General features: G+C 71.8%; 6 protein-coding genes. 2 read left to right on the top strand and 4 right to left on the bottom strand.

Features of this window, described 5'->3' with window-relative positions:
- The 4 genes from AOK01_RS39280 to mce form a co-directional block, all read right to left on the bottom strand.
- A partial coding sequence (locus tag AOK01_RS39280; RefSeq protein ID WP_245702608.1) for an ATP-binding cassette domain-containing protein occupies window positions 1-401 on the bottom strand: 401 nt, incomplete at its 3' end.
- Between the two features lie 163 nt (window positions 402-564).
- The gene (locus AOK01_RS39275) at window positions 565-1,497 is read right to left on the bottom strand and encodes a coiled-coil domain-containing protein (RefSeq protein ID WP_055520328.1); all 933 of its coding nucleotides are present in this window, start codon (window positions 1,495-1,497) and stop codon (window positions 565-567) included.
- Between the two features lie 183 nt (window positions 1,498-1,680).
- Window positions 1,681-5,529 carry a polarized growth protein Scy gene (gene scy / locus AOK01_RS39270; protein ID WP_055520325.1) on the bottom strand — a complete coding sequence of 1,283 codons (3,849 nt, stop codon included), beginning with the start codon at window positions 5,527-5,529 and terminating at the stop codon, window positions 1,681-1,683.
- Window positions 5,530-5,759: 230 nt separating this feature from the next.
- Complete coding sequence (gene mce / locus AOK01_RS39265; RefSeq protein ID WP_055520323.1) at window positions 5,760-6,200, bottom strand: methylmalonyl-CoA epimerase; 441 nt, start codon at window positions 6,198-6,200, stop codon at window positions 5,760-5,762.
- A gap of 177 nt (window positions 6,201-6,377) precedes the next feature.
- Here mce and AOK01_RS39260 point away from each other — a divergent pair, with 177 nt between their 5' ends.
- On the top strand, window positions 6,378-7,580 hold the full coding sequence (locus AOK01_RS39260; protein WP_055520321.1) for an acetyl-CoA C-acetyltransferase: 1,203 nt from the start codon (window positions 6,378-6,380) through the stop codon (window positions 7,578-7,580).
- Window positions 7,581-7,642: 62 nt separating this feature from the next.
- Window positions 7,643-8,599: a methylmalonyl Co-A mutase-associated GTPase MeaB gene (gene meaB / locus AOK01_RS39255; protein ID WP_055520319.1), complete on the top strand. Its 957-nt coding sequence runs from the start codon at window positions 7,643-7,645 to the stop codon at window positions 8,597-8,599.
- The last annotated feature ends 85 nt before the right edge of the window (window positions 8,600-8,684 follow it).

Below are 8,684 nucleotides of genomic sequence, written 5' to 3'. Positions count from 1 at the left end.
TGGCCCATGCCGAGCGAGAAGCCCTTGGCCTTCTTCCTCGCCACCGCGGTGAGGCCCACGGTGTCGAGGACCTCGTGCACGCGTTTCCGCGGGATGCCGTTGCTCTGCGCGAGGCACAACAGGTGGTTGAAGGCGCTGCGGCCGCCGTGCATGGCCTTGGCGTCGAGAAGGGCGCCGATGTACTTCAGCGGGTCCTTGAGGCGGTCGTAGTGCTGCCCGTCGATCCGCACGTCGCCCGCGGTCGGCCGGTCGAGCCCGAGCATCATCCGCATGGTGGTGGACTTGCCGGCGCCGTTCGGCCCGAGGAAGCCGGTGACGATCCCGGGCCGCACGGCGAACGTGAGCTGATTCACCGCCATCTTCTCGCCGTACCGCTTGGTCAGCCCCGCAAGCTCGATCATGCCCACACGCTAGAACGCACCGGGGCCCCTTGCCACTGGAGTGGCAAAGGGCCCCGTAAGGGGCGCGGGGAACTGCGCGACCAGCCACAGCCGACCCGCAGCTCCCCGACAACCCGCACGATCAGACCCGCAGGTATCAGCCCCGCAGGTATCAGCCCCGCACCTACCGGGACTGCTGAGCCGGCACCCCCCGGGTGACGGGCTCATCCTCAGGAGCGCCCGCGGCAGCGACCGCCGCCCCCGTGAGCGTCGCCAACATCTCCCGCACATTCGTCAGCTGCGCGTTGATCGAGTCACGTCGGTTCGTCAGCGCCGCAAGCTCACGCTCGGACTCCGAACGGATCCGGTCGGCCTTGGCGTTCGCGTCGGCCACGATGTCCTCGGCCTGGCGCTGAGCCGTCTCCACCGTCTGACGGGCACGGCGCTCGGCGTCCGTACGCAGCTTCTCGGCCTCAAGCCGGAGCTGCTCCGCACGGTGCTCGATCTCCGCGAGACGCTTCTCGGCCTTGGCCTGCCGCGAGGCCAGGTCGCGCTCGGACTGCTCGCGGCGCTTGGCGAGGTTCGTCTCGAAGTCGGCGGCGGCCTGCGCGGCCTTCGCGCGGGTCTCCTCGAAGAGGGCGTCGGCCTCCTCGCGCTTCTGCTGCGCGTCCTTCGTCGCTTCCTGGCGCAGCGTGGAGGCGTCGGTCTTGGCCTTCTCGACGATCCGGACGCCCTCGTCCTCCGCCTTGGCCTTGCGGTCCGCGGCGAACGACTCCGCGTCGTTACGCACCTGCTGGGCCGCCGACTCGGCGAGCTCACGGTGCTGCTCGGCCGCGCGACGGGCCTCCTCGCGCAGGTCCTTGGCCTCCTCCTCGGCGAGGCGGAGGATCTTCTCGACGCGGGCGCCGAGGCCGGCGTACGACGGCTCGGCGTCGCTGACCTGGGCCTGGGCGTTCTGCGTTTCGAGATGGAGTTCCTCGATGCGCTTTTCGAGAGCAGTGATACGGGCCAGAGCGCTGTCACGGTCGGAGACGAGCTTCGAAATGCGTTCGTCCACCTGAGCGCGGTCGTACCCACGCCGCACAAGCTCGAAGCCGTAGGGGGAAGTGTCGCTCATGGGGTTCCTGTCGAATGAGACCGGTGAGGTGATAGGTGGAATCCTAGGGGTCAAGACGGTGTGTCACCGTGCAGTAGCCCGATTGATATGGAGAATGACACCCTTTTTTGGTGACCGGCGGCCGGAGTGCTTGCCGGAGAGCTCGCTGAACCCCTCTAACGAGCACGGAAGTTGCTGGTTTGGCTAGCCCTCCGACGGCTTTCCACCCGAACGAGTCACACCGACCGTGGCGCCCGCCTTGACGCCGGCGTCCTTGCCCACGGGCGGGGCCTCAAAAGACTCCAACGCCTCCAGGACGTCCTGGACACGGGAGATCTCGGCATTGATGTCCGCGCGGCGACGCACCAGCACCTCCAGCTCCCGCTTGCCCTCCTCGACCGCGGCCCGGGCCTCGGTCACCGCCTCGGACCTGATCCCCTCGGCCTCGGCGATGAGCGCGGCCTTCTTCTGCTCGGCCTCCTTGAGGAGCCCCTCCGCCTTCCTCACCGCGGCGATACGGACCTTGCTCGCCTCCGAATTGGCCTCCGAGACCAGGTCCTTGGCCTTCGCCTCGGCTTCCTTCAGCTGCTCCTCGGCGGCCCTGATCAGCGCGTCGCACCGATCGCCCGCCGCCCTCATCGTCTCGGCGGACTCCCGGCGGGCCCGGTCGTGCAGATCCTCGATCTCGCCGGTGATCCGGTCGCGCAGCTCCTCGGCACGCTCTCTGATCGCTGTCGCGTCCCGGCGTGCGCCGACCAGCAGCTCGTCGGCGTCCGTCCTGGCCCGCTCCACCAGGGAGTTGCCCTCGACCGTCGACTCGGAGAGCAGCCGCTCCGCCTCGTTGCGCGCCGCACCCACCATCGTGTCGGCCTGCGCCTCGGCGTCCGCGGTGGTCTTGCGCGCGCTCTGCTGGGACTCCGACAGGAGCTTGTCGGCCTCGGCCGTCGTCTCCGTGATCAGCTTGTCGACCTGCTCGGCCGCCTCGGAACGCCGCTTGTTGGCTTCCTTGCGCGCCTTGTCCAGCGTGTCGTCGGCCTCGTCGCGGGCGTTCGACATGAGGCGGTCGGCCTCCGCGGCGGCCTCGGCCTTGACGCGCTGCGCGTCCGACCGGATCCGCTCGGCGTGCTGCTGCGCGGAACCGACCGTGTCGGCCGCCTCGGCCCGCAGCCGCTCCGCGTCGCCCGTCGCGTCCGAGATCAGCTTCTCGGCCTTCGCCACCGACTCGGCGCGGACGCGCTCCGCCTCCTGGTTCGTCTCCGCGGTGAGCCGCTCCACCTCGGCGGTCGTCTCCGTGATGAGGGTGTCCGCCTGCGTCGCCGCGTCCGACCGGATGCGGTTGGCGTCCTCCCGCGCCTCGGCCCGGGACCGCGAGGCGTCCTGCTCGGCCGACGCGATGGCGTCCGAGGCCTCCGTACGCGCCCGCTGGACGTACTCCGAGGCGTCCGAACGCAACCGCTCCGACTCCGCGATCGCCTCCGAGACCGTGCGCTCCGCGAGCGCCTTGGCGGCCTCCGACTCCCCCTGCGCCTCGCGCCGGATCCGGTTGCCGTCCTCGGACGCCCGCTCCCGCTCCGCGTACGCGTCGGCGCGGACCCGGTCGGCCTCCTGCTGCGCCTCGGTGCGCGTGCGCTCCGCCACGTGCTCGGCGGCGCTGCGCAGCCCCGCGATCTCCTCCTGGGCCTGCTCGTGCAGCCCGGCCACGGCGTCCCGCACCTGCTGTGCGGTCTGCTCGGCGGCCGACACCATCTCGGTCGCCCGGCGGTCCGCCTCCTCGACCAGCCGTACGGCCTCGGTCTGCGCCTCCTCCACGCGGTTGCGCGCCGAGGCCAGCAGCTCCTCGCTCTGCTCGCGGGCCCGCTCGCGCTCCTGGTCGGCATCCTGGCGCGCGGCACCGAGGAGTTCCTCGGCCTCGCGGCGGCGCCGGGCCGCCTCCTCCTGGGCCGCGGACAGCGCCTCGGCGGCCTCCGTGGCCAGCCGCTCGGCGGCGGCCTGCGCCTCCGCCCGTACGCGGTCGGCGGTGTCCTGTGCCTCCGACTTCAGCCGCTCGGCCTCCGCCGCGGCGTCCGACCGCAGCCGTACGGCGATGGACTCGCCCTCGGCACGGGACGCGGACGCGTCCGAGGCGGCCTCCGTGCGCAGCCGCTCGGCCTCCGTCTCGGCCTGCGACTGCAGCGTACGAATGCGCTCGGCGGCCTCCGTGCGCAGCCGCTCGATCTCCTCGGCGGCCTCGCGGCGGATCCGCTCGGCCTCCGCACGCGCCTCGGTCAGCGCCTGCTCGGCGGAGGCGACCCGCTCCTCGGCCTCCGTGTGCAGCCGGGCCAGCCCCTCGGCGGCCTCCGCCTGCCGGGCCGCTATGGCGCGCTCGGTCTCCTCGTGCAGCTCGCCGGCGGCCCGCTCGGCGTCCGCCTTGATCTCCTCGGACCGCTCGACGGCCTCCGCCCGGTGCCGCTCGGCCTCCGTACGGGTGCGCTCCAGGGTCTCCTCGGCCTGCCGGCGCAGCGTCGTCGCGCGCTCGATGGCCTCGGTGCGGACCCGCTGGCTCTCCGTCGTCGCGTTCGACCGCAGCTCGTCCGCGTCGGCCTTCGCCTTGGAGAGCAGCTCCTCGGCGGTCTTGGCCGCCTCCTCGATCTGCTGGACCGCCTCGCGCCGGGCCTCGGAGCGGATCCGCTCGCCCTCCGCGTTGGCGTCCGCGCGCAGCTGCTCGGCGTCGCCGCGCAGCCGGCGCGCCTCCTCCTGCAGCTCGACCGTCTTGGCGCGGTACTCCTTGGTGTCGTCCTTCGCCGTGCCCTTGAGCTGCTCGGCGATGTCGTGCGCCTCGGCGCGCAGCCGGTCCGCCTCGGCCTCGGCCTCGGCGCGGATCCGCTCGGCCTCCTCGGAGGCGGCCTTGGTGGTGGTCTTGGCGTCCTCGGACGCCTTGTTCAGGACCTCCTCGGCCGTCCGGGCCGCCTTGGCGAGCTGGGACGCGGTCTCCTCGGCCGTGAGGCTGCGGGCGCTCTCCTCGGCCTCCGCGACGATCTTCTCGGCCTTGGTGCGGGCGTCGGCGACGACCTGCTCGGCCTCGGACTTTGTGGCCTCGGCCTCCGTGTTGGCCTCGCCGACCATCCGCGCGACCTGTTCCTTGGCCGTACGCGTGCGTTGTTCGTTCGCGGACTCCGCGCTCGCGAGCGCCTTGGCCGCGGCGTCCTTCGCCTCGGCGAGGACCTTCTCCGCCTCGGCCCGCGCCTCACGCAGGGCCGCGTCGGCCTCGCTGATGCGCTGCTCGGCGGTGCGGCTCAGCTCGCCGGCCTGGCGGCGGGCGTTGTCCGACTCGGACGCGGTCGAACTGCGCAGCTGCTCCGCGTGGGCGGTGGCCTCCTGGGCCTGCGTCGACGCCGCGTTCAGCAGCCGCTCGGCGTCGGTGCGGGCCCGGCGCAGCAGCGCCTCGGCCTCCGCGCGCGCCTGCTCGGCGTCGCTCTGCAGCCGCTGACGGGCCTCGGCGGCGACCCGCTCGGCCTCCGCGCGGGCGGCGGCCAGGGCCTGCTCCGCCTCCGTGCGCGACTCGTCGACCAGCCGGCGGGCCTGCTGCTCGCTGCGGGAGCGCAGCTGCTCGGCCCAGGCCACGTTCTCGTTGACGTGCGACTCGACGCTCTGCCGGCGCTCGGCCAGCTCCTGGTCGAGCTGCTGACGGCGGGTGACCGCCTCCTGATGCAGCTCCGCCTGGAGACGGGCCGCCTGCTCGGCGTGCTCCTGAAGGATGCGCTGCGTCTGCGCGCGGGCCTGGCTCAGCTCCCGCTCGGCGTCCGTGCGCAGCTGGTCGGCCTGAATCTGCGCGTTACGGAGCATCTGTTCGGCCTGATAGCCGATGTCCGCATTGTCGTAGGCAGGCCGGGTCGCCAGATTGCGCCGCGCCTCGTGCAGCTTGGCGCGCAGCACCTCGACCTGATAGCCGAGGTCCTCGGCGTGCTGGACGGCCTTCTCCCGCTCGGTCTTCAGCCGTTCCATCTCGGCCTCGAACCGAGAGAGGTGGTCGACGTCAGCCGCCGGCTCTCGCTCCTGGCGTTCGTAGCCCCGCACTGCGCGGTCCCATCCGTCCCCTGGTCGCAAGTCTCTCCAAACGAGCACCGTCCTTCGGCCGGACGGGCCCCCGGGGAATGGTGTCAGATCAACGGCGGAGCACGGGCTGCTGCCCCGACGCTCGTCCCCCGAAACCTGGACCCCGGCCCTCGGATCCTGACGATGAGGACCCGGACCGCCCCGAAGAGGCGACGGCCGTGCCCAACCCTACCGGCCCAGATATACGGAGGTCAGTGCTCAGGTGACTCAACTGGCGCCGAAGTGACCAGTTCTGTCAGAACGCCATGAGTGTCCTTCGGGTGCAGGAACGTGATCCGGGAGCCCATCGAGCCCCTGCGCGGCTCGTCGTACAGGACCCGTACGTCCTTGCCCCTGATGTCGGCCGCGTCGGTGTCCACGTCCGCCGTGCCGAAGGCGATGTGATGTACGCCCTCACCGTTCTTGGCCAGCCACTTTCCGACCGCGGAGTCCTCGCGGGTGGGTTCCAGGAGCTGGAGGTAGGAGGCGCCGCCGTCGGACGTCTCGTTGATCTTGAGCATGGCCTCGCGCACGCCCTGCTCCTCGTTGACCTCGGAGTGGAACACCTCGAAGCCGTACGTGGCCCGGTAGAACTCGACGGTCGCGTCGAGGTCGAAACAGGCGATCCCGATGTGGTCGATTCGCGTCAGCATGCTGTCAGTGCAGCGCTCCGGAGGTGGTTACGCAACGTGCGCGCGATCACACGACGGGCCGGATGACGGGTGGCTTACCGCTCAGTACATTTCAAGTACACCCTCATCCGGGGGATCTCCCGGACCCCCCGACTCGTTCACTCCTCAGCTGTGCAAGCTGGAAGGGGATCGCTCCTCATGTCTGGAACGAACAACACCACCTCCGTCATCGTTGCGGGTGCACGCACCCCGATGGGGCGGCTGCTCGGCTCCCTGAAGTCCTTCTCGGGAGCCGACCTCGGTGGATTCGCGATCAAGGCCGCCCTCGACCGTGCGGGAATCGGCGGCGACCAGGTGCAGTACGTGATCATGGGCCAGGTGCTCCAGGCCGGGGCAGGGCAGATCCCGGCACGCCAGGCCGCGGTCAAGGCCGGCATCCCGATGAGCGTGCCGGCGCTCACGGTCAACAAGGTGTGCCTGTCGGGCCTCGACGCCATCGCGCTCGCCGACCAGCTGATCCGCGCCGGCGAGTTCGACGTGGTGGTCGCGGGCGGCCAGGAGTCCATGACCAACGCCCCCCACCTGCTGCCGAAGTCCCGTGAGGGCTACAAGTACGGCGCGATCGAGATGCTCGACGCGATGGCGCACGACGGGCTGACCGACCCCTTCGAGAACATCGCCATGGGCGCGTCGACCGAGAAGCACAACACGCGGCTCGGCATCCTGCGGCCCGAGCAGGACGAGATCGCCGCCCTGTCGCACCAGCGGGCCGCCGCCGCGCAGAAGAACGGCACCTTCGAGGCGGAGATCACGCCGGTGGAGGTCCCGCAGCGCAAGGGCGAGCCCGTCGTCGTCGACGAGGACGAGGGCATCCGCGGGGACACGACCGCCGAGTCGCTCGGCAGGCTGCGGCCCGCGTTCGCGAAGGACGGCACGATCACGGCAGGCTCCGCGTCGCAGATCTCCGACGGGGCGGCCGCCGTGGTCGTCATGAGCAAGGCCAAGGCGCAGGAGCTCGGTCTGGAGTGGATCGCGGAGATCGGCGCCCACGGAAACGTGGCGGGACCCGACAACTCTTTGCAGTCGCAGCCGTCGAACGCCATCCGGCACGCGCTCAAGAAGGAGGGCATCGGCGTCGAGGATCTTGACCTGATCGAGATCAACGAAGCCTTCGCCGCCGTCGCGGTCCAGTCGCTGAAGGACCTCGGAGTGTCCACGGAAAAGGTGAACGTCAACGGCGGCGCCATCGCCCTCGGCCACCCGATCGGCATGTCGGGCGCCCGGCTCGTCCTGCACCTCGCCCTCGAACTGAAGCGGCGCGGTGGCGGCGTGGGCGCGGCGGCGCTGTGCGGTGGCGGCGGTCAGGGTGACGCGCTGATCGTGCGGGTACCGAAGACCTGACACCCGTACGTACTTTCCAGGTGGCTGCCCTGCGGCCGGCCGATCTGGTGAACGGAGCTGTGATGCAGGACGTCGCCTCGCTGGTGGCCGAGGCCAGGGAAGGCCGGCCGCGGGCCGTGGCCCGGCTGATCTCCCTGGTGGAGGGGGCGTCCCCGCAACTGCGTGAGGTCATGGCGGCGCTGGCCCCGCTCGCGGGCAACGCGTACGTCGTCGGCCTCACCGGATCGCCCGGCGTCGGCAAGTCGACGTCCACGTCGGCACTCGTGACCGCCTACCGGCGGCAGGGCAGGCGGGTCGCCGTCCTCGCCGTCGACCCGTCGTCGCCGTTCTCCGGCGGGGCGCTGCTCGGCGACCGCGTCCGGATGTCGGACCACGCGTCCGACCCCGGCGTCTACATCCGCTCGATGGCCACGCGCGGGCACCTCGGCGGGCTCGCGTGGGCCGCGCCCCAGGCGGTCCGGGTCCTCGACGCGGCGGGGTTCGACGTGGTGCTCGTCGAGACCGTGGGCGTCGGCCAGTCCGAGGTGGAGATCGCCTCCCAGGCGGACACGTCCGTGGTGCTGCTCGCGCCCGGGATGGGCGACGGGATCCAGGCGGCCAAGGCCGGAATCCTGGAGATCGGCGACGTGTACGTGGTCAACAAGGCCGACCGCGACGGAGCCGACGCGACGGCCCGCGAGCTGAACCACATGCTCGGGCTCGGCGAGTCCCGCGGGCCGGGGGACTGGCGGCCACCCATCGTGAAGACGGTGGCCGCGCGCGGGGAGGGCATCGACGAGGTCGTCGAGGCGCTGGAGAAGCACCGGGCGTGGATGGAGGAGCGGGGCGCGCTGGCGGAGCGGCGGCTCGCCCGTGCCGCGCGGGAGGTCGAGACGATCGCCGTCACGGCGCTGCGGGAGCGGATCGGTGACCTGCACGGCGACCGGCGGCTGAGCGCGCTCGCGGAGCGGATCGTCTCCGGGGACCTTGACCCGTACCGGGCGGCGGACTCTCTGGTGGCGGGGCTGACGGAGGGCTGAGCCCGGGCGTTTTCTCGCCCCCGCGTCGGCCTGCGGCCGGTTTTCGGCTGCGGGACGGTGGGGGGCTTGGCGCGCAGTTCCCCGC

The sequence above is a fragment of the Streptomyces aurantiacus genome, from assembly GCF_001418335.1.
In the GTDB taxonomy this organism is placed as follows: Bacteria; Actinomycetota; Actinomycetes; order Streptomycetales; family Streptomycetaceae; genus Streptomyces; species Streptomyces aurantiacus.
Note: the sequence above shows the minus strand (reverse complement) of the source record. Positions and strands in the feature narration are given on the sequence as shown.

What these genes read in the sequence shown, in the direction of transcription:
- AOK01_RS39275 (WP_055520328.1), bottom strand. Translation starts at nt 1,497, where the DNA reads ATGAGCGACACTTCCCCCTACGGCTTCGAGCTTGTGCGGCGTGGGTAC.
- mce (WP_055520323.1), bottom strand. Translation starts at nt 6,200, where the DNA reads ATGCTGACGCGAATCGACCACATCGGGATCGCCTGTTTCGACCTCGAC.
- AOK01_RS39260 (WP_055520321.1), top strand. Translation starts at nt 6,378, where the DNA reads ATGTCTGGAACGAACAACACCACCTCCGTCATCGTTGCGGGTGCACGC.
- meaB (WP_055520319.1), top strand. Translation starts at nt 7,643, where the DNA reads ATGCAGGACGTCGCCTCGCTGGTGGCCGAGGCCAGGGAAGGCCGGCCG.